Consider the following 20,829-nt stretch of genomic DNA (forward strand, 5'->3'; position numbering starts at 1 on the left):
GCTTCTGCGGTGCAAAGCCAGGAAACTCAGGAATGGCCCTACCCCCCTACTCGCGACCGCCACGGCAGTTGGAATGTTGTCGCGCGATCAGGGCCAGTCGGCGGCGATGTCCACAGCCAGCACCGCTTCGGCGGTGTCCGCCGCATCAATGGCAGCGATAAGATCCAACTCGCGGTCGAAGCAAGCCTGGACGTGGTCAGAAACGGCATCACCGATTGCGATCACCTGCGCACTGGTCAAAGCGATCTCTGTTCCGTCTGTCCCCTTCCACCGGTGAAAGCGATCCGGATACTTCTCGGCCGTCCGGTACTTCCCATTGAGCAAGGTCTTTGACCTATCGTCGGTAGCGATGACAGAGCCGTCTGGCATCGTGATGCCACCGCACTCGTGTTCCCATCGAATGTCAGCCAAGGCTTCCTTGCGAGCTGCCCGTACCTCGCCCAGTGGGATCGGCTCCACATTCCAGACCCGGATGATCCGGTTGTTCTCCGGGTCCGGAGCGTCAGGCTGATGGGTGGATGCGCGACGATGCGTGCGACTGTCATAGGGCGGGTCGATCTGAAATATTTCCATGCGTCACCTTTACGGAAACGAACTGTAACCGGAAGCCGGCGTGTATTGCCAAGTGTTCCTGGCGACTTTCAAGGTCATCTGCATGTTGCTGATGAGAGCCATGGCAAGGTACAGGGTTGGACTGCCGGTTATTATGAACGCTGGATTGGTTCCTGTTGCCGGGTCTCCACCCCCAGTCATGACACCATCGACGGAGAACCATCCCTTGATACTCGCGACGTTGGTAGTGTCGATGTGAAGACCGACGACCTTACCTGCGGCACTCCATGCCGGCGACCAGCCGGACGTTGACGCGGTATTGCTGTACAGAGTTCCAGCGTCGGACAGGGACCAGGAGTTGGCGACGCCGCTGCCCAAGTTATTGCCATCGATCATGGACACGGTTGATGCGGCAAGGCCGAACATAGCCCATCCCGGGCCTGCGTCTGTAACCTCCAGCCGATTTTCCACATAGAACTTGCCCGATGGAACGGAGGCGGTCGACCGCACGACGGACCAGGAACCGGCCGGGTTCTTTGCCGAAAGGTTGCCGTTCGATAGCACGACACTCGCCCCTTTTGCAGACGGATCGAGGGTCGTGATCGACGATATCGCGCCGAACACGGTCCAGTTGGACACACCATCGGAGACGAGGATGACATTGCCTCCCGGCGCGATTGCGACCGCCCCAGATCCATTGGCGGTTTCGGTCCCGGCCGGGTCGATGGTGATCGTACCGGTCCCGTTATTGGCGACAGGAATGACCGCGCCATTGCCGGCAGCCACGACGGACGGCAGTGAGAGCGTCCATGTGCCGGAGCACGGGATCAGCTTGCCCGCGTCGGCAATCGTAACGGTGTAGGCGCCTGTTTTCTGGCCAGTCGATGGAAAGTTGACGGGCCCACTGCCAGAGCCGCCGACCAGTTGGAACGCGGCGCCGTCGTACTGGAGGAACAGCGTCGAGCCCGCGACCAACTCGCCGCCGACCAGCGCGGCCCCATTCTTTTGGATGGCCTTGCCCCCGATGCCATCCACATTCAGCGTGGCCGCGCCGGAGTTAGCCGCGGCGCCGATCTTCAGGCCGACGACTTGCCCGCGCGTCAGGCTGGACAGACCGGAGCTGGTGATCGCGGTCAGCGCGTTGGCCGTACCGCCAGCAGTGCCGCACCAGTAGGTCGTAATCGGGCCGACGGGACCGACAGCTCCGGTGTCGCCAGTCGCGCCAGTTGGACCGGTAGCCCCAGCGGGCCCGGCCGGTCCCTGTGCCCCGACATCACCGGCTCGGACGAACCCCACCGCGACCGGATCGTCGGCGCCGAAGCCCCCCGGCCCGGTGCCACCGGTCACCGTGATCTTGCGATAGCCGGTACCATCGACCACGGTGCCGGTGACCTGGAACTCCAGCCATTTGGTGGCGTCGGTGCGGTGGGCGATCCGCAGCGTGCCCTTGGTCGTATTGGTGCTGGCAGTCCAGCGGTCCAGCACGGTGGTGATGCTGGCGCCGGCAGCGTCCAGGTTGTCCACATAGAGCGCCGTTGCCGCGGTGACCGTGGCGCTGTTCAGCCGCACCTTGCCATTGCCCGGATCGGCGTCGGCGGTGCCGGTGTCCCAGGCGAGGCGCACCGATGGGACGGCGCCGCCGGCCGCTGCGGCATACTGGCCGGACAGGGTGGCGCTGGTGGAGGCAGCCGACGCACTACCCTCCACCGCCGTCCTATCCTGCGCCACAGCCTGCCGGTCGGCGGCGGTCGCCTGCCGATCCAGCCCAGTAGCCTGCCGATCGGCAGCGGTTGCCTGGGCGTCCTGCTGGGCGCTTTGTGCGCTGCCGGCGGCGGCATCCTCGCTGTCAGCAGCGGCAGCAGCGCTTCCTTCCGCAGCGATCGCATTGTCCGCCGATGCCTGCCCCACCGTGGCGACATCGCCCAGCATTGGCTCAAGGTTGGTGTCAGGCCCGCCGGCGCCGGTCAGGCCGAAGGGGTTGGACGAGAGGCTGAACGGGCCGAGATTGTATTTCTTCAGCCGGTCCAGCGCATCGGAAAGCAGGCTCATTCCCGCCACTCCAGCAGGTTAAGGGTTGTGGATGCCCAGATCGGCGGCAGGTACTTGTGCTGGTAATCGCCGATCAGGCGGAACAGGCCGCCGTACCAGAAGCAGGCTTCCGGGCTGGCAAGCTTCGGCAGCCAGACGATGGGCTTTTCGTTGCCAGCGCGATGGGCGGCGGCGAACAGCTTGTCGCGCAGCGTCGGCTGGATCGCCGCCAGATCGATCACCGCGGTGCGCTTGCGCAGGCCGGGTTCGGCCCAGACATAGCCGCCCGGCTGCTCGATCAGCTCGGTGTTGGGCTTCACCCCGTCGCTCGATCCCGGGGCGTGGCGGGTGATGGACAGACCATTGCCGGCCCAGCCCAGACCCAGCCGGTAGACAGTGTCGTCGGTGCCGTCGGGCTTGTAGGCGCCGCCCCACAGGCTCCACCGGATCACCCGGGCGCGGCACAGGCCGACGTTGGCATGGATGTTGGTGGTGTAGCGGCGGAAGTCCTCGTTTGGCAGGCCGCCGCGCAGCCAGCTGCTGTAGCCGGGCTGCAGCGTCTTGGGATCATAGAGCCCCGGAATCACCCTCCGGTCGCGGCCGTTGGGCAGCCGTGTGTCGGCCACCTTCTGCGTCCGGCCGGCATCCCAGAAGGCTTCCATGCGGAAGAAGGATTCCTGCCAGAGGTTGGCGTGGAACAGGCCGGCATAGGCGACGTCCACCGGGTAGGTCCATTCCATCTCGATCACCAACGGCTCGTCGGCGGTGCCAAGTCGGTCGGTTACCGCCCGATCCTCGAGCGGCGTGGTCAGGATCGAGGTGAGCGGCGCAGTGGTGGCGAACGCGGTGGTGCTGGTCACCTCGCATGGGTTCACCAGCTCGTTGGACACCTCGTTGGTGTCGGCGAAGAAGCCCGCCATGATCAGCGCTCCCCATAAAGGGTGGCGCCGCCGCCCCGGTCGCGGTTGGTCCGGCCGTAGCAGACCAGCGTGGCGCCGGCCTCGAACCCGGCGATGTCGTCGGTGACGGTGAAGCCGTCGCCGATCCACAGCCCGGGCGCGCCGTCGCGGACCTTCACCTCGTAGGGCTGCGGAGGGTCCTGCTTCTCCGCCTCCCAGGCCGGCAGTTCGGCCGCCGCTTCGGCCGCCACCGTCAGGGCGGTCTCCACCGTCGCCACCTTGGCGCCCTTGCCGTAAGCCGCGACGATGGCCGCGTCGGTCTCACCTGCAACCTCCCGCCACTGCTTGGTCCACACCGCGACATCCGCGGCGTCGGTGGCGTCGTAGGCGGTCTGCGACACCGGGTTGGGGTTCTCGGCATAGCGCAACACCACCTGCTTGGCCGGCGGCGTGTTGGAGCGGGTCAGCGGCTTAGCCCCGGGGGTGGAGCCGTCGGATGTGCTGTAGGAGCGGGACGAGGCGGCGCCGGCACCGCGCGGCAGCCGGGTCACCACCAACTGGTCGGACAGGCCGATGTACCAGCGGCCCCGCGCCACCGATCCCACCAGCTTGTCGTAGACGTCCCTGTGGCTGCGGCCGTCGCCGGCCGGAAGATAGACGCCGACGGTGCGCGGCGTGCTGTCCATGCCGGCGGTGTCCACCGTGCTGACCAGCCCGGCCTCGAGCGCGAGCGCCGCCACCGTCTCGCCGATCAGGTGCTTCCACACCCCTCCGAAGAGCCGGCCCTGAACCTCCACCCGGAAGTCGTCGTATTTCACCGCAGTGCGGATCAGGCCGGTGGTCAGATCGACGCGGAACTGGCCAGCCGACGGAGTGCCGGTGGTCGGGACGACCGGCACGGCCAGCGACCAAGCGCGCGGCACCGCCTGGATCGCCCGGCCGCCACCGGCGGACCAGACATGCAGGCCGTCGATGATGCCGAGATAGGTCGGCGCCGCCAGCGGACAGTGACCGATCGGCGCCTCCTTCAGCACGTCCTTCAGCTCCGCCGGCCCTTCGAGCCCGCCGGTGCCCTGGTAGCGGTCGACCTGAACCGGATCGTCGAAGTCGGCCTGCCGGTCGTAGAGCGGGACCTTGATACCGGTGCGCCCATCTGGCGCCGGCAGCCCGGCCCGCGCGGTCCACACCGTCACGGCGCTCGCGTAAGGAGCGGCCTCGTCCACCTCCTTTTCGGTGATAGTCCGGATAGCATAGTTGGTCAGCAGCGGGTTGAGCGGTCGCACGCCCAGCGGCACCCGCAGCCACAGACCGGCAGTGGCGTCCCAGACATTGGCGTAGCGCGGCAGGGTGTCGGCCGATCGCACGTTGATCAGCGACAGGTCGTCCCGCTTGGGAGCGCTGCCGGCCTCGCCGCCGGCCGCCTGCACCAGCACCGATGCCCACTGCCCGACCAGCGGCAGCCACGTCACCGATGCCGGCGTGTCGCTGGCCCAGGACTGGTAGCCCTTGGATCCGGCGCACAGGTACCAGACGTGCGTGTGCCCGTCGGCCCAATGGTGGGTCGACAGCTCGTAGAGGCGGAGTTTCATCTCAGCTTGCTCCTGCGATCCGGACGGGAAGGTCCTGCAGCTCGTCTTGGATGCGATCGAGGGCGCGGACCATGTCGGTGCCAATGTCGGCCGCCTGCTGGGCGCCGGCCCGGGCGAAGGTTTCGATCTGGCCGGACAGGCGGTCGATCCGACCGCCCACCGCCTCCACCGCCTTCACCAGCGTGGCGATGCCACCGCCGCCGCCCAACGCCGCCGGCAGGAAGCCGACGACGGTGGGACCGAGCTCGCCACGCGCGGCCGACACCGCGGTGGCGATCTGATCGGCGGTCCAGATGCGGGCGGGTCCGGTCGCTTCGAGCTCAGGGCCGCGCTCGCCGACGATCCGCAGCCCGCCGACATGCATGCCGCCAGTGGCGAAGCCGGGCACCTGCGCGCTGTGCGCCTGTGCCCGCACCGCCGCCTCGAAGGCGGCGTGATGCCCGAGTTGCACCCAGGCGTTCAGCCCGCCGTCGATTCCGCCGTCGTAGCCGGCGGCGCGGACGGCGGCGAGCTGCTGCGCCTGGGTCAGCGCCTCCCAGGCCCGGCCGACATCTTCCGGAGCGGCATATCGCGCGCCGCCGGCGATGCTGGTGACGTTGGCGCCGAAGGCCGTTGCCCTGCCGCTGTCCATCGCCAGCCAGACATTGAAGGCCTCGTCCAGCTGCCCGCCCCAGCCCATGGCGCGGGCGATGCCCAGCTGCTGCGCCCCGGACAGACCGTCCCAGGCCGCTTGCACCTGCGCCGGCGCCGAATAGTGCGGGGCGGTGACGGCCGAGCCGCTGAGCCGCTGCAGCGGCGCCAGGGCCGCCAGCATCTCGGCCTTGCTCTGCTCGGCCACGCTCTTGAGGTCGGTAATCGCGCCATACTGCTTCTGGGCGGCGTTGGCGGCGTCCTTGCGCCCCTGCTGCAGCTCCTTCAGCGTGTCCTGCGCCGCCTCGAGCTGCTGATCCGCCGTGTCGACGCCCAAGGCCGTCTTGTCGCCCAGTTCGCCGAACACCTGCATCACCGCGTCGTACCAAGTGCGCGCGGTGCCGGCGGAGTTGGCCTTCTCTATGCTGACCAGGGTGGGACCCAGTTGGGTCAGCACTGCCCGGGCATCGGTTTTCGCGCTCTCGGACGCAGTGTCCGATCGCACGGTGGCCAGGGCCTCGTTCCACTGCCGGGCCGCTTCCGCCAGCTTCTCACCGGGACTGATCGGCGCATCGTCGGAGATGGCGAGGCTGTTGCGCGCCTTGATGAACTGGTCCGCCACCTTGGCGGCAGCGACGGCACCCTCCTGCAGCCCGGTGATCAGATCCTGCTGGGCGCTGATCTGCTGATCATAGGCGGCCAGAAGATCGGCGTTGGCCAGCTCATAGGCCCTGGTGGCGCGCTCCGCCGCCTGTACCTGGATCAGCTGGCCGACGTCATACCCGGCGGCACGGGCATCGGCCAGCTGCCGAGCCTGCTGGGCGTCCAGGGTCAGCAGCCCGGCGCCACGGCTGTTGCCCAGCACCGTCTGCATCCGGCTCGCCAGATCGGACTGGTAGGAGGCGAGCGCCTGCGCCACCTGCGCGCTGTCCGCCCAAGCCTGCGTCAGGTAGCCGATGGCCGTGGTGTACTGGTCGGCGGTCAGATAGCCGGCGTCCAGCTGCTGGTCGAGCAGCTCGCGCGCATGGCGCTCTTCGCCGATGGTCAGCGTGCCCCGGCGCGCCGATGCCTCCACCGCGTCGATCGCCTGCGCCAAGCCGGTGATGACGCTGTTGTTGCGATCCAGCCCCAGACCGGTCAGGCGATCCAGTGCGCTGGTCTTCGCCAGTGGGTCGACCAGCGCTTCGATGGACGCGGCACCCTGCCGCTGGGTCAGCGCCACCGCGTCGGCCCGCGCCTTCACCAGTTTGGCGGTGTATTGGGTGGCGAGGTCGGCCACCTCCGCCGCGGTGTAGCCCAACGACAGCAGCGCCGGCCGGAACTGCTCGAACTCGATCTCCGCCTGCTTGGTCACGGCGGCGACGCCGCGCAGCGGCTCCACCGCCGGGCCCAGCCCCATCATGGCGGTGATGCCCTTGCGGGCGGCGGCGGTCAGATCGCCTTCGGTGGCCAGCCCCAGCTCGCTGGCCTTGTCGCGCCAGTCGGTGATGTTGGTTTTGACCTGTTCACCGATCGCCTTGGCCGCTTCGGTGAACGTCTTGATCTGGTTGTTGACCGGATCGAGCGCCGCGTTCATGGCGTCGAACTGTTGGCGGAAGCCGGCGGCGAAGCTCAGATCGGTGGCGAGGTCCTCGGCCTTGGTCGCCTTGGACGTCTCCAGCGCCTTCTTCACATCGTCATTGGCGCCGGTCAGCTGGCCGGTGCCGATCAGCCCCTTCAGGCTCTCGCGCATGTAGTAGGCGAGCGCCTCGTCCTGCGAGGCAAACTCGGCCTTCTGTCCGGCCTTGTCCCCCACCTGCGGGGTCACATACCACTTGTCGTCCTTGGCGAAATACTGCAGCAGGCCGGTGTTCAGACCATCGCCGCCGGTGACCTTGCCGCCGATCGCGGTCACCAGCGTATTCATGGCGCCAGCGACGGCGTTGGTGACCGACTGCATCTGACCGGCGTCGGCCCCGTTGTCCGCCAGGGCCGTGTCGCTCCGGAAGCCGCCCTTGCCGTTAAGGGTGACGTTGCCTGACATGTTCGGGCCGACGCTCGGCTTCTGCGTGCCGATCGCCGCCATGATGGCGGAAATGACAGCGGCGGCGGCGATGCCCCACGGCCCGCCAACGGCTCCCAGGCCCCAGATGGATGCGCCCAGTCCGGCCGAACCGGCGCCCAGCGCTGCGCCGGTGAGGGCGCCACCGACCTTCGACCCTCCCAGGTAATTGTTGGCGATGTAGCTGCCGCCGATTCCACCGATGACGCCATAAGGCATCGCCGCGCCGATGGTGCCAGCGGCGCCAACCACGGCGTTGCCGGTGCTGGTCAGCATCATGTCGGTGGCGGCGGCCTCCGGGATCACCCCGGCCGCCGACGTCGACAGCCCAAGTGCTTCGCCCAGGCTGCTGGTGGCGAAGGAGCCGGCGTATTGGGTCGCCGCCAGCCCGGCGCCGCCGTTGAGCAGCGACCATCCGGCCCGTCCGGCGCTGATCAGGGTGGAGGCATTGTTCAGCGTGCCGGCCGCTCCGCTGGCCTGCCCCGCCTGCCCGCTGACGCCGGAGATCTGCAGGTCCCAAAGCGATGGAGAGTTGGAGCCCAGCCCCAGCATGTTCTTTGCTGGGTTCAGCAGCGCCATTTTGCCGAAATCGACCGCCAGCGAGGTCAGGGCGGCCCGCCACAGGTTGCCCCATTTGACCGTCTCGCCCTGACCCTTGACGATGGCGTCGATGGCGCTCTCGAGCGGCCGCACCACCGCGTCATCGATGGCGTCCCCCACGCCCTGCCACGCAGATTCGGCGTGCTGGGTGGCGATCTGCCACTCCACCGTCTCGGCCGCCAGTTGGCGGGTGCGCTCCACCTCCTGCAGCTGCTCGGCCGATAGCTGCTTGGTGACGTCGATCCCGTTCTGACGGATTTGCAGTTCGGCCTGATAGGCGGCGCGCGCCCGGGAGCGGTCGTCGGCCGACTTGCCGACCAGAGACGCTTCCTTGCGCGCCAGCTCCAACCCGTCGCGCTGCTGCTGATTGTACTGCTTCAGCGCGTCCAGCTTGGACAGTTCCGACGCCGCCTTGGACGCATTGTCATAGCCGGCCGCCAACTCGCGCAGCTTCTTGGCCAGTTCGCTGTTGCCGGTGGCCTCCGCCGCCTGCGCCGCCGCCAGAGCCTCCGACGTCGTCTTGGCCACCTGCGCCTTGCGTTCGGCCTCTATCCGGGCGGCGATGCCGTCATCGGTGGCGTTGACCACCTGACGCTGGGCTTCGGTTTCCAGATCAAGCTGCCGGGTGGTCTGGGCCAGCGACACCGCCTGATCGGCTGCCTTCTCCGCGACGATCTGTCGGGTGCGCGCCTCCACGTCGATCGCCGACGTCACCGCCTCGCTCTGCGCCTGCCGGCGGGCGTCCGCCTCAATCCCAGCCGCCAGCGACTGCTGATAGGCATCGGCTGCCGCGACCTGCCCCTTGATCGCCGTCGCGGTCTGGGCGTTCTGCTGGGCGACGGCCTGGGTCTGGCTGTTGATGGCGGCGGCGCCGGCTTGGTCGACCTGGGCCTTACGCTCTGTCGCAGAGGTGGCGGTGCCGATCAGGTCGATAGCGGTACGCTGCTCGGCCAGATACCGTTCCCGGCTCGGCCCGACCATGCCGGCGGCCTGCTTGTCGACGTCGGCCAGCTTCTGGCGCTTGTAGGCCTCGAGGTCGACGCCCCGCTTGCTGGCTTCCTGCAGGTCGGCAAGCTGGTTCTCGAAGCCGCTCAGCGCCCGCTTAGTCTCGTCTGACGCCCCGGCCATGTCGGGCCCGAAGGCGCGGCGGAGCTTGGTGACCTTCTCCGTCACCTGATCGATCTGGTCGCCAAGCGGCCGGGCGGCGCGGGTGATCTCCGCCGCCTCCACCCCGAAACGGTCACGGTCTTGGTTGTTTTTGCGGATCGCCGCCTGTTCGCGGGTGCGGGCTTCTGTCGCGCGGCGGCGGACGAGTTCCGCCTCGATCTCGATCATGCGCTGGTTGCCGGCGGCCCCGGTACCGGGCGCGCTGAAGCGGCTGTCGACGGGCACAGCATCGGCCGACGCGGCGCCGCCGGTCTCGGCATCGACGCGGGCGCGGTCCAGCTTGCGGGCGTCGATCAGCCGTTGCCGCTCCGCCTCGAGACGGCGGATCGCCTGGGCGTTGGTCTCCGGCGCCACGGCCTCGCCAACGGCGTTGAAGGCGTTCGACACCGCACGCCCTACCCGCTCCCAGGCCTGGGCGAAGGTGGTGGTGGTGTCGGCCAGCCCGCGCACCCGCACCGCCAGCTTGTCGGCGACCAGAACTCGGGCTTCTTCCTCCCGGCCGGTCGCCTTCAACTGGCGGACATGCTCCATTTCCTTGGCGGTCAGGATACCGTAGGACGCCTGCAGCTTCTCCGCCGCCGTCACCGGGTCCTTGAACATGCCAGCAAGGTCGGCCGCCGCCTCTTCCGCGCTCTGCTTGGTGCCGGCGGCATAATCGCGCGACAGCGTGATCAGCTTTTCCATCGACTCCGTGCCGATCTTGCCGGCGCGGATGTAGGCGGCTTCCTGATCGCGGGCGGCGGAGACGGAGATCGAGGCGGCATCGGCGGCGCGGATTGCCAGCTGCTCGAGCTGGTCGGCCGTCGCTCCCACCTGCCCGCCCATCATCCGGTTGGCGGTGGAGACCTCCGCCAGCTTGCGCTGATAGGACTCTCCGGCTGCGACCACCAGCGCGAAAGCGCCGGCGACGGCGCCGATGCCCAGCGTGGCCAGCCCGGCCGGAGACGCCAGCAGCGACATGGCGCGGCCGACGCCACCGACGGCAGACGTTGCCTGCGGCCCCTGCTGCATCAGCACCATCAGCGGGTTCATGCCACCGGCAAGAGTGACCGCGGCGTCCTGCAGCTGATAGGTCAGGTTGGTCAGCTCGTGCGAGGCGAGCTTGGTGCCCTTGGCCGCCGTCTCTCCCGCCGTCCCGGTGTCGCGCAGGGCGCGCGTCAGGGTGGTGTAGCGGTCGTTCGAGATCCGGCCCTCGGCCAGGGCCTTGTCCAGCTTGGCCTGATCGTCCGCCGCCCGACGCGCGGCAGCACCATGGCTGTCCAGCCGATCTTCCAGCGCCTGGAAAGCGACGGCCTCCTTCTCCGCCGCCTCCTTCAGCTTGCGGGCGGCAACCGTCACCGGATCGTAGCTGTCGGCGATCCGCTGCAGCTGCTGCTCGTAGGCGGCACCGGTGACGATGCCGGCGCGATGGGCATCCTCCAGATCGGCAAGCTCGGCCTCGTACCGCTTGGTGGCGGTGGTGACCGGGTCGAACTTGGCTTCCAGCCGGTCGAGTTCCCGGCCCCACGCCTCGATGTCGGCCGCGCGCGAACGGGTGTTGGTGCCCTGGCCGACGATGCCCAGCGAGCGGTTGATCCGCTCCGCCACCGTGCCGACACCGGCCGCAGCGGTCTCCAGATCCTTCTGGACGGTGCCGACAGCGCGCTTGACCGCCCGCGATGCCTGATCCAGGCGGTCGAAGGCCTTGTCGACCTTCGACAACGACCGGTCGATGCGGTCGGTGGTGCCGCCGACAACCTGCGCCGCCGCCTCCATCTGCTCGCGCAGCAGGGCGGTGGACGCCTCGATGGGGATCGAAAGACCGGCCAGATCTTCAGCCATGGGGTGCCCCTGGAAATGCGAAAGGCCGCCCGTTACGGAGGCGGCCTTCCCTTGGAGCGCTGCGACAGGAACGAGACGAAATCTTCGACGGCTTCAGCCGGATCGGCCGGGCCCTCGTCCTCATCCTCTTCGGCCGGCTTGCCGAAGGGAGAGGTTGCGATGATGAAGGCCGTCGTTCCCTTGAGCGCGATCTCGAGCAGCGGAATCGGCGTGTCGAGCACGACATCCGGGGGCCAGTCCTTGGCGCCCAGCACGCGCTCGACCAAGTCATCGAGGTAGTCCTCGAAGGTCAGGAAGCGGCGGGCTCGCCGGCGTCGGCCATTGGCACCGGTGCCGCCGCGTCCCCGTTTCCCCGCTTGGCCGCCGCCGCTTCGTCGGCCGCGCGCTCTTCGGCGGTGCGGCCACCGTTCAGCAGCATCAGCACATACTGGTAGAGCACGCGCGCCATCGGGGTGATGCCGTGGTCGAACAGCTCCTGTTCGGCGTCCGCCGGGGCCTTGCCACTGCCGGCGCAGTAGATGCCGAGCACGGTCTCGTAGTCGACGGCGATCAGGCTGTTCAGTGCGTTCTGCAGGCCGCTGGTGACCTTGGAGATGATGCCGGCGGCGCGCGGGCTGCAGATCAGGGCGACGTCGGCGCCGTTGACGGTGACGGTGACGACGCCGCGGGCGTACTTCGGAGCGGAGCTCATGACGGGAGTCCTCGAATGTCAGGGGAAACGGGGCGTCAGGGCGGGCAGAAAAAAGCCGGCGGCGCCCTGACACGCCACCGGCCCCTCACACGCGGGCGAAGGGCTTAGCTGCTGCCCTTCGGCACCGGGGTGTAGCTCTCGACCAGTTCCAGCTTCAGCGTGCGCTTCCAGGTGTCGCTGCCGCCGCCGGGGACGCGACGGGTGGAGGTCACCAGGGCGCGGAAATAGAAGCGGGTGCCGTGATGCCCGGCCAGCGGCAGGCCGGTATCGGGATCGCGGTCGACGTCGTTCTTTTCCAGATAGAAGTTGTAGGCGTTGGGGTCGATCATCGCCGCTTCCAGGCGCTCGCGGGCGGGATCGTCCTCGATGTCGGCGATGGACAGCTGCATCGCGCCGGGATCGACGATGCCCTTGGCCTTGTAGACCTTGCCCTCGTCGGTGGCGTTGAACTTGATGACCTCGGCCTCGTCGCCGAACTCGCCGAAGTTCTCCACCTTGCCGACGCGCAGATAGGTGTCGGTGGTCAGGCTGGCCGCCTTGGTGCCGACGAACAGCTTCGTGCCAATCGTGGATTGGACGCTCATGATAGTCCTCATTGTTGGTGGATGACGGCGGGCGCCGCCGGGATCACGGGCGAACGATCAGCGCCCGGAACTGGATGACCCCGTGGCGGATGACGCCGTCGGGTTGGGTGAAGGCGGTGGAGCTCCGGTAGACCGGGCGCACCGGCTCGAAGCCGGCGACCGTCAGCGGGCGGTCGTGCAGGGCCGTCTTGATGCTGGCCAGCAGCGTGTTGGTCTCGGTATAGCCGCCTTGGTCGGACCAGACATGGACGGTGACCAGATGCTCTTCGGTCTCGACATCGACCAGCGGGCCGGCCGAGGCACTGACGTCGCCGATGGTGGCGTATGGGTAGGACTGGCCGGCCGGCGCGCCATCGAAGACCGGCACCGGCGCCAGGGCGGCGGTCAGGCGGGCGTAGAGGGCCGCCTGCAGAGTGTCGGCGGCTGTGCTCATTCCAATCCCTTCCCAGCGGCGACCACCCGCCCCAGCGCGCGATTGACCGCCACGCGCACCCGCTTGATCGCCCCGTTGCGGTTGGCCTCATAGGCCGGGAACAGGAAGGGCTGCGCCGGGGCGCCGGGGTGATGGATCACACCACCGTCGGGCATCGGGATGTCGTGCGGTGCGGCGCCGAACTCGACAAGGTGGATGTGGGCGGCGCGGCCCTTGCCCCAGGAGCCGATGCGCGCGGCCAAGCCGCCCTTGGTGAACTTCACCTGGAACTTCCGCATCAGCGTGCCGTCGGCGTAGGGGTGCCCGGTGCCGGGCTTGGGCATCGCCCGATAGGCGTCGGCGAAGAGGGCGAAGGCGCTCTCGGCGACCGCCTCCTTCACCTCGCCAGTCACCTCGTCCGGCAGCTGGCGCAGGACGCGCTGAAGCTTCGCCGCGCCTTTGACGCGGCTGCGTTGACGGGCCATGGATGGTCTCCGGTCAGACGGGAACGCCGGCGTCGCAGTCGATGACGGTCCACATCGCGCGCGATCCGCTGGCCGGCACGAAGCGGATGTTCATGGCCATGCCCTGCCAGAGGATCCGACAGTCGGCCGTGACGTCGGTACGGCGGCGGATGACCACGCGATAAGTCGCCGCCGCCTCGATCTGGCCGGCGGCGGCCCGCTCCCGGCCGGAGAGCGGCCGGACCTTGGCCCAGACGGTCGCCAGTTCAGCCCAGCCCTTGACCGTGCCGCCGCGGCCGTCCGGGATGTTGGCCGGCTTTTCGATCCGCACCCGCTGGTCCAGCTCGCCGGCCCCGATCATGCCGCCCACCATGCGGGCGATGGAGCGCACAACAGCGAGCGGGTCCAGCCCGACAGCGACCGCACCCGGCCGTCCATTTCCGGCACGGCATGGTGCCAAGCGACGCGGTGCCCACCCAAGCGCCGGGGGATCGGCGATCCGTCGGCATAGGGCTGGGCATCGTCCAGCGGCACGCCGGCCAGGATCACCCGCCGGTAGCCCAGCTTGTGCAGGGCGATCCGGATGGCATAGAGGCTGGAGGTGCCGAACCGCTCGACGTCGGTCGTCACCCGGTCGATGCCGGGGCCCGCATCGGGCGCCCAGGTGGTGAAGCCGCCGACGAGGCCGCCAGCAGCACGAGCGGCGACGAAGCCGGCCAGCTGGTCCGGGTGAAGCGACACCCAATGGTCCAGCGCACCGACCACTAGGCCGGCACGGTTGACGGCCATCAGGTCGGCGTCGATCGGTCCCATCGCCGCCAGATCGTCGAACAGACAGGCGGCATAGCCCAGGATCAGCAGCGGCTTCATGCGAAGGTGATCCTGCGGTAGGGGGCGAGCAGCCGCTCCACCGTCGGGTTCACGGCATGGGTGGCACCGATGATCGCGCCCTCGCGGACGGCGTAGAGGTCGCCCAGGATCACCAGAACGGCGACCTTCACCGAAGGCGGGACCGGCACCTCGATGCCGTCGGCATCCGTCCAGGGCACCGACCGGTTAAGATGCTGCACGGCGGCATCCTCGGCCGCCGCCAGCTTCAGCGCGATGTCGGCGTCCTCATCCGCACCGTCAACGCGCAGATGGGCCTTCGCCTCGTCCAGTGTGACGATGGACATGCGGGATGCTCCGAAGCGAGGGGGCGGCGTCGCCCCCTCATCCAGGTCAGACGGGCGGGTTGGCGGTCGGGAACATCGCCGGGTGGCCCAGCAGCGCCACCGCCGAGACGAAGGCGTTGCCGCTGTTGCCGGCCGGCGTCACCGTCAGCCGCACATAGCGCTTGATGCCGACGTAGCCGATCTTGAACACCTTGTCGTCGTCGGCGAAGGTGAAGCTCGCCAGCGCCTCGGTGCCCAGCAGGTCGGCATCCGACACCGCGGCGGCGTCGGACAGGTTGGCGGCGTCGCCGTGCTCCACCAGCACGGTGAAGGTGGCGTCGGCATCGGCCAGGGCGCCAGTCAGGATCAGGAACGTCAGGCTGCCAAAGCCCAGCACGTCGATGATCTGGGAGACGATTGGGGTGTTGTCGGCGACGGCAACCGCCGGGGAGATCGCCCGCTTCGGGGCGATGCTGTTCATCAGGTCGCGCATGGAATGGCCCTCCTTCGGCCGGGGATCAGGTGGAGACCTTCATCAGCTTCACGGCTTCGAAATTCTGCACGCCGCCGCCGGTGCGCTTGGTGGTGTAGAACAGGATGTTCGGCTTGCTGGTGAAGGGGTCGCGCAGCACCCGCACGCCGATCCGGTCCAGGATCAGGTAAGCCCGCTTGAAGTCGCCGAAGGCGATGGGGACGGTGTTGGCGGCAACGTCCGGCATGTTGTCGTCGTCCGCCACCGGGTAGCCCATGAAGGACGCCGGTTCACCGGCCAGCACCGACGGCTGCCACAGGTAGTTGCCCTGGCCGTCCTTGAACTTGCGGATCTTGCCGATCGTAGCGTCGTTCATCAGCCAGGAGGCGTTCTGGCGATAGCCGCGCTTCAGCGCGTAGATCAGGTCCAGGAAGGCATCCGACGGGTTGGTGGCGGCGAAGCCGTCCGCCTTGCCCGACACGACGAAGCCGAGCTTGCCCCAGGCATAGCCGGCGTTCGCCACCATGTCGTAGGACAGCAGCCCGCGCGGCTCGTCGACGCCATTGCCGCTGATGTGGGCGGCGCCCTCCTGCTCGGCGAACTCGATCGACACCTCATCGGCCAGCCACTGCTCGATGTTCATGCCGGCGTCGTCGAGCATGGTCTGGGTGGCGCCCGGCTGGGCATACAGCTCCTTCATGCCGAACTCCAGCCCGATCAAACGGGGCGTGGCGGTCTCGGGCCGGCCGCTGTTCTCGCCCACCCATCCGCTGGTGGCGCCGCCGACATTCACCAGCTTCTTGTAGGTGGCGGCGCCGATGGGGCGGACGGTGGCGAGGGAGCGCATCGTCGACATGGTGCCGAGCACCCGGTCGATGGCGCTCTCCATCTGCGTCGGCACGACATAGCCGCCGTCCGGGTCGGACTGGGTGGTCAGCTTCGCCTTCACCTCCAGGTCGCGCAGGTTGGCCTCGGCCCCCTTGCGGAAGAACTGGTTGAAGGCCTGGGCATGCTCGGCGCGGGCCGGGTCGTTGTCGTTGCCGCCGGTGCCGTTCAGCTTCAGGGCGGCAAGCTGGGCGTTGGTCTGGTCCAGCGCCGACTGCAGCTCGGTGACGGCGGAGTTGATGCGCTCGACCTTCTCGGCCTTCACCACATCGTCGAAGCCCTTGCTCACCTCCTTCAGGCGGGCGTCGTTCTCCGTCTTGAACTCGGAAAAGGCCCTCTGGAGGTTGGCCAGGATGGTGTTGGCATCGGCCGCGTCCGCGCGCACCGATGCGATCCCGCGGAACTTGCGGGCGGTCTGCATCTTCATGGTCGTCCTTTCAGGAACGAATGGTTTCGAGAAGCCGCAGGGCTGCGGCGGGATCGAAGCCAGCGCGGAGCGTGGCGGGGGGCTCGGCAGCGCCGGACGTGCCGAGGGCCTCTCGCATCAGGCGCCGCCGCTCGGATCGCGGCATGCCGTCCTTGGCGAGAAGGGCGTCGAGACGGCGCCGGGCGGACAGATCGGCCCGCGCGGAAGCGCCGTCGGAAGAGGGGGTGGGATCGTTGAAGGTGGCGTCGGCGAAGCCCTTGTCGACGGCCTCCGACGCCCGCATGAAGGTCTCGGCGTCCATCATCTTCGCCACCTCCTTCACCGGCTGGCCGGTGCGGGCGGCATAGATGTCGGCCATGGCCGCGTCGTACTGCTCGAAGATGTCGGCGGCGGCCCGCCAGTCGTGGCGGTTGCCGACCACCGCGCCCCAGGCGTTGTGGATCATCAGGAAGGAGCCGAGCCCCACCTCGATCCGGTCGCCGGCCATGGCGACGATGGACGCCGCCGACGCGGCCAGCCCCATCACCTTGACCGTCACCTCGGCCGGGTGTTCACGCAGGAGGTTGTAGATCGCCAGCCCTTCGAACATGTCGCCGCCGGGGCTGTTGATGCTGACCGTCACCGGCTTGGAGCCGATGGAGCGCAGCGCGCCGGAGATGCGCTTGGCCGTCACCCCCTCGCCAGTCCAGCTGTCCGTGCCGATGACGTCCATGATGCCGATGGTGCCGGGCGCCTCCGCCATGGTGGCGGTGGCGGCCCAGCGCTCCAGCGCGTCGGACGGCGGGTCCCAATGCAGGCCCTCGGGGCGTTCGAGCGCCTGGGCGGCCGGCAGGTTACGGAGCGACATTGCGGGTTTCTCCTGCGCTGATGAGGCCGCCGCCGTCGGGGTGCGCTCCCAGGCCGACCGACTCGCGGACCTCGTTGACTTCCATCCATGGCCGCTGACCGCCGGCACCGAGCGCCTTGGCGAAGAACTCGGCCTGATCCTTCAGGGTGCCGCGCAGCAGCTCGGTCTCGTCGAAGTCGGGGAAGAGGGTCCCGCGATCCGCCAGAGGGATGCAGGACCGGGTGATCGCCTGCTCCCAGGCCTGGAACCAGGGCGCCAGGCCGTAACGGACGAAGAGGATGCTCAACTGTTCGATGCCCGAGCCCCAGGAGGTGTCATCCACCCCCATCAGCGGGCGCGGCACGCCAAAGACGCGGGCGATCTCCTCGACCAGCGAGGCGCGGGTCTCGATCAGCTGGCCGTCCTTGGCCGTGCTGGCGAAGGGCTTCGCCTCCATCCCCTCCTCGGTGATGATCCACTTTCCGGCATTCTCCGGACCGGCGTGGATCTCGTTCAACGAGTCGCGCAGGAACTGCTTGCCCTCGGGCCCGAGCTTGCCGGGGTGCTTCAGGTTGCCGCCGACCATCATGCCGTTGCGGAAGATGCGCTCCGCGGCGCGGCCGGACTGGAGGGCGAGCGAGATCGTCTCGGCTGCCTTCTGGACGCGGGACAGACCGGTCAGGCCGTTCAGCGACAGGCCGCGCAGGTGCAGAACGTCGCGGGCAGCGTAATAGCCGAGCGAGCCGTCGGCGCGGGTGATCTCGTAGCGCACGGTCAGGTCCGGCATCTGCCGCACCATGACGCGGCAGGGGTCGACCGGGATGAACTGGGTGATCTTGGCGCCGGTGCGCACGATGATGGCGTAGGCGTTGCCGTGGACCAGCACCCAGGTCTGCATGAGCTGCTTGAACTCGAACGCCGTCTGCCAGCTGTTCGGCTGGTAGGCGAGCAGGTCGAACAGCGGGTGGGCCTCGTTCTTCACGACGGAGCCGGCTTCCCGGCGCATGAGGAAGACCGGCAGCATGCCGATGCTGCTCGACACCAGATCGACGCAACGGAAGACGGCCGAGTTGCGCAGCGCTTCGTCGACCGACACGGTGGTGCCGGCCAAGGCTCCCGTGCGCAGGAACTCCAGCAGGGACGGGTCGTCCAGGCCGGTGAAAAGCTGCCCGCCGCTCGCCTGGGGCCGCTGGCCGCCCTGCGCCCGGCCGCCGCGGAAGAAATCGAACAGGCCCATCGGCGCCTCACATGATCAGCAGGCCGCGCGTCGTGTAGACCGACGGCCCCTGCGCTTCCGGGTTTGTGGACATGAGCGCGACCGCGTCGAAGGCGGCCATCAACGCATCGATCTTGCCGGCGCCTGCCGCCTGCTTGGTAATGACGACGGCGTTGCCGCGGGGCTCCACCTTCGCATTGCCGACGCACCATGCCATGAGCGGCTGGCCGGCGTGGGCCAGGGTCCCATCGACCAGCTTGCGCTCGGCCGTCTTGATGGCTCCGGTCAGCTTCCAGCCCTGTGACACGCCGATGACGCGATCCTTGCCGGAAGAATCCTCCTCGCCGCCGATCTTCCGCTCCGCCAACGCGTCAACGATGGCGCCGACACCCATCGGATCGAGACCAACCGTCGCTAGAAGGCCGGACGCGTCAACCTTGGCGATGATGTCCACCAGCTGCGTCACGTCGTCGGGCAGATTGTCAACGATGGTCAGGTCGCCACCCTTCTCGAAGTCGAGAAGACGCGGCGCCTCCTCCTTCCGCCGGGTCAGCACGCCGCGGTGTGCCCAGGCGTGGGCCCACAGCAGCCATTCCCGCGTGAGCTTGTCGCGGCCAAGGATGGCCAGCCCGAGAAGATCGTCCAGACCGCCACCGTCGATGCCCGCCACCACCACGTCCGACCGCTCCAGGATCGCCTCGAGCGTCAGCGACTTGTCGCCGCGGGCCTCCCAATGGTCCGCCCCGGCCCAACGGTCGGAGCGCAGGTTCAGCCCGATCTCGACGTTGAGGTGCTGGGAGGCGAACAGCGCCAGGGCGTCCGGCCCTTCCCGTTCGGCCTTGCCCAACTCGCGCACGAGGAAGTCGGTGTTCACCGACCGGCCCAGGTTCGGGTTGACCAAGCCCATGTTCTCCGACCGGGTCCAGCCCTTGCCTTCGGCGACGCGCGCGGGCAACTCGTAGATGACCGGCAGCAGGGGCAGAGACTGCTCCCCATCGCGCACCCGCCGGGCCGTTCCCAACTCCGACTTGAACACGCCGGCTGGTGTCGTCTTGCTCTGCGTCGAGATCTGGAAGAGGAACCCGTCCGGCCGGGCCGCCAGGGCGCCGCGCAGCTCGACGAAGACGTCGGCGGCGCGCGACTTGCTGGCGAAAACGTGGGTCTCGTCGATCAGGATGAAGGTGGCCTTGGCGCCGGTCACCGCGTCGGTGTCGGCAGCCACGATCTTGATCGCCGCGCCGCTGATCCGGTGGGTGATGGTCCGGATGTGGCGCTGGGGGTGGAACAGCTTCTTCAGCGCCTCGTCGGCACGGATCATGCCGGCGGCCTGCCGGAACGAGATGTCAGCAATTTCCTTCGTCGGTGCGACCAGCAGCAACTCGGCCTCGGGCCGGCGGTTGATGATCGCCGCCGTCACCATCACCGCGGCGGCGTTGGTTGACTTCCCGTTCTTCTTGGGCACCAGGAGGAACACTTCCTGAATGGCCCGCCGGTGCGTCACCGGGTCATAGGAGCCGAACAGGGCGGCGACGATGTCGCGGAACCAGTCGCCAGTCGCGTCAGCCAACAGCGGCGTGCCGATCACGTCGGGCAGGCGCAGCCGGTTGAAGATGCGGATCGCCTTTGCTGCCTCCTCCTGGTTCAACGGCAGGTCAGGCACCAGCGAGCGGCCGGAGAGGATGCGGTCCTCCCAGTCGAGACAGGCGGTGTTCCAGGCTGTCATCAGTTCGGCCGCGCGCCGTTGAAAGCGAGGTCATCGCCCCAGGCATCCGACGAAGCGACGGCACGGGCGTCCTCGGCGGCCTTCTCTTTCTTGCCCTTCTCCTCCGGTGCCCCGACCGGCCGGAACATGCCGAGGTGCTGACCGATCTTCACCAGCGCGCCGAGCTTGTCGTGCATCCGCACCTTCAGCGCGCCGTCCTTGGTCTGGGAAACCTCCAGGATCGCGGCGGCAGCGTCGGCCGACAGCTTCGAACTGTCGGTGATCACCACCTCGTTGCCGATCTCCAGCAGCGGCTCGCCGGTTTCGGGATCCTCCGCGACCTGCTGGACGTTCGCGCGCCACTGGACCACATCGCGGATGTCGGCGAAGCCCAGCTTGGCCAGTTCGGACAGCACCCGCTCCGGGGTGATGCCGGTGCGCGTTTGCAGCAGGATGCGACGCCGTTCCAGTTCCGCGACCACCTTAGCATGGGTTAGCAAACGGCTGGCCTCGACGGCGGCGTTTTTCTCGCTGTAGCCGGCAGCGATAGCGGCCTTTTTCCCATTCGGGTCAAGAAGATAGGCTTCGACAAAGCGAAGCTGCTTCGGGGTCAGCGACATTAGCAAATCCCTCCAGCCCTCGTTGGCCGGGAAAAATTCTGCGCGTGGG

General features: G+C 68.4%; 19 protein-coding genes. All 19 read right to left on the minus strand.

The window, feature by feature from the left end; all coding sequences use genetic code 11:
* Positions 1 to 87: 87 nt before the first annotated feature.
* Positions 88 to 573 (minus strand): DUF4376 domain-containing protein, encoded by a 486-nt coding sequence (locus B9N97_RS24235; RefSeq protein ID WP_085090232.1) that lies wholly within the window; start codon positions 571 to 573, stop codon positions 88 to 90.
* A 9-nt stretch (positions 574 to 582) separates the two neighbouring features.
* Positions 583 to 2,601 carry a hypothetical protein gene (locus B9N97_RS24240; RefSeq protein WP_085090233.1) on the minus strand — a complete coding sequence of 673 codons (2,019 nt, stop codon included), beginning with the start codon at positions 2,599 to 2,601 and terminating at the stop codon, positions 583 to 585.
* Positions 2,598 to 3,500, minus strand: a complete 903-nt coding sequence (locus B9N97_RS24245; protein ID WP_085090234.1) for a hypothetical protein — start codon at positions 3,498 to 3,500, stop codon at positions 2,598 to 2,600. The genes B9N97_RS24240 and B9N97_RS24245 overlap by 4 nt, the downstream gene beginning before the upstream one ends.
* A 2-nt stretch (positions 3,501 to 3,502) precedes the next feature.
* Positions 3,503 to 5,068 (minus strand): hypothetical protein, encoded by a 1,566-nt coding sequence (locus tag B9N97_RS24250; protein WP_085090235.1) that lies wholly within the window; start codon positions 5,066 to 5,068, stop codon positions 3,503 to 3,505.
* Position 5,069: 1 nt separating this feature from the next.
* Positions 5,070 to 11,327, minus strand: coding sequence for a phage tail length tape measure family protein (locus B9N97_RS24255; protein ID WP_085090236.1), 6,258 nt, complete (start codon positions 11,325 to 11,327; stop codon positions 5,070 to 5,072).
* 32 nt (positions 11,328 to 11,359) lie between these two features.
* Entirely contained in the window at positions 11,360 to 11,593 is a 234-nt protein-coding gene (locus B9N97_RS24260) for a hypothetical protein (RefSeq protein WP_085090237.1), read from the minus strand.
* A 23-nt stretch (positions 11,594 to 11,616) separates the two neighbouring features.
* Positions 11,617 to 12,018: a hypothetical protein gene (locus B9N97_RS24265; protein ID WP_085090238.1), complete on the minus strand. Its 402-nt coding sequence runs from the start codon at positions 12,016 to 12,018 to the stop codon at positions 11,617 to 11,619.
* Positions 12,019 to 12,122: 104 nt separating this feature from the next.
* Positions 12,123 to 12,602 carry a hypothetical protein gene (locus B9N97_RS24270; protein WP_085090239.1) on the minus strand — a complete coding sequence of 160 codons (480 nt, stop codon included), beginning with the start codon at positions 12,600 to 12,602 and terminating at the stop codon, positions 12,123 to 12,125.
* Positions 12,603 to 12,645: 43 nt separating this feature from the next.
* Complete coding sequence (locus B9N97_RS24275; protein ID WP_085090240.1) at positions 12,646 to 13,035, minus strand: DUF3168 domain-containing protein; 390 nt, start codon at positions 13,033 to 13,035, stop codon at positions 12,646 to 12,648.
* Entirely contained in the window at positions 13,032 to 13,499 is a 468-nt protein-coding gene (locus tag B9N97_RS24280; RefSeq protein WP_085090241.1) for a hypothetical protein, read from the minus strand. The genes B9N97_RS24275 and B9N97_RS24280 overlap by 4 nt, the downstream gene beginning before the upstream one ends.
* Positions 13,500 to 13,512: 13 nt before the next feature.
* Positions 13,513 to 13,839 carry a phage head closure protein gene (locus B9N97_RS24285; protein WP_167393348.1) on the minus strand — a complete coding sequence of 109 codons (327 nt, stop codon included), beginning with the start codon at positions 13,837 to 13,839 and terminating at the stop codon, positions 13,513 to 13,515.
* Positions 13,836 to 14,348, minus strand: coding sequence for a hypothetical protein (locus B9N97_RS24290; protein WP_085090243.1), 513 nt, complete (start codon positions 14,346 to 14,348; stop codon positions 13,836 to 13,838). The genes B9N97_RS24285 and B9N97_RS24290 overlap by 4 nt, the downstream gene beginning before the upstream one ends.
* Positions 14,345 to 14,653: a head-tail connector protein gene (locus tag B9N97_RS24295; protein ID WP_085090244.1), complete on the minus strand. Its 309-nt coding sequence runs from the start codon at positions 14,651 to 14,653 to the stop codon at positions 14,345 to 14,347. The genes B9N97_RS24290 and B9N97_RS24295 overlap by 4 nt, the downstream gene beginning before the upstream one ends.
* A gap of 46 nt (positions 14,654 to 14,699) precedes the next feature.
* Positions 14,700 to 15,125, minus strand: a complete 426-nt coding sequence (locus B9N97_RS24300) for a hypothetical protein (RefSeq protein WP_085090245.1) — start codon at positions 15,123 to 15,125, stop codon at positions 14,700 to 14,702.
* A 25-nt stretch (positions 15,126 to 15,150) separates the two neighbouring features.
* On the minus strand, positions 15,151 to 16,416 hold the full coding sequence (locus tag B9N97_RS24305) for a phage major capsid protein (protein WP_085090246.1): 1,266 nt from the start codon (positions 16,414 to 16,416) through the stop codon (positions 15,151 to 15,153).
* A 10-nt stretch (positions 16,417 to 16,426) separates the two neighbouring features.
* Positions 16,427 to 17,263 (minus strand): head maturation protease, ClpP-related, encoded by an 837-nt coding sequence (locus B9N97_RS24310; protein ID WP_085090247.1) that lies wholly within the window; start codon positions 17,261 to 17,263, stop codon positions 16,427 to 16,429.
* Positions 17,250 to 18,479 carry a phage portal protein gene (locus B9N97_RS24315; protein WP_085090248.1) on the minus strand — a complete coding sequence of 410 codons (1,230 nt, stop codon included), beginning with the start codon at positions 18,477 to 18,479 and terminating at the stop codon, positions 17,250 to 17,252. The genes B9N97_RS24310 and B9N97_RS24315 overlap by 14 nt, the downstream gene beginning before the upstream one ends.
* A gap of 7 nt (positions 18,480 to 18,486) precedes the next feature.
* Complete coding sequence (locus B9N97_RS24320) at positions 18,487 to 20,181, minus strand: terminase large subunit (RefSeq protein ID WP_085090249.1); 1,695 nt, start codon at positions 20,179 to 20,181, stop codon at positions 18,487 to 18,489.
* A complete protein-coding gene (locus B9N97_RS24325) occupies positions 20,181 to 20,780 on the minus strand; it encodes a terminase small subunit (RefSeq protein WP_085090250.1) in 600 nt (199 codons plus the stop codon). The genes B9N97_RS24320 and B9N97_RS24325 overlap by 1 nt, the downstream gene beginning before the upstream one ends.
* Positions 20,781 to 20,829 lie beyond the last annotated feature (49 nt).

This window comes from Azospirillum oryzae, assembly GCF_900177515.1.
In the GTDB taxonomy this organism is placed as follows: Bacteria; Pseudomonadota; Alphaproteobacteria; order Azospirillales; family Azospirillaceae; genus Azospirillum; species Azospirillum oryzae_A.